This window comes from Veillonella sp. ZSJB6 (genome assembly GCF_051549505.1).
Lineage (GTDB): Bacteria > Bacillota > Negativicutes > Veillonellales > Veillonellaceae > Veillonella.
Window position 1 is genome coordinate 1 of the sequence record NZ_JBPUGE010000101.1, and the last position, 256, is coordinate 256.

Annotated in this window: 1 protein-coding gene; it reads right to left on the reverse strand. The window is 56.2% G+C overall.

Annotated elements, in window-relative coordinates:
- Nucleotides 1-256: MFS transporter (locus ACSV5T_RS10055; RefSeq protein ID WP_438321036.1), on the reverse strand; the 256-nt coding region annotated here is incomplete at both ends.

The following is a 256-nucleotide window of genomic DNA, read 5'->3' on the forward strand; positions in this document are numbered from 1 at the left end:
TATTGTTAAAGATACTGGGCAAACTTGCCGCTGAGCCGACATCTTTGCTCGGCAGTTTTGGCAAAATCCACCACACCATAATCATTGCCAAGAGCGCAGCCGCGCCAATCGTACCAAACGTCATCCGCCACCCAAGCCACTGCCCAACCATCCGACCCAATGGCAGCCCAAGCACCGTCGCCAGCGCGCTACCCATCGACAGTAGCCCCAAGGCTTTGGTTTGACGATCTTTGGGCGCAACACGCACCACAAGGCT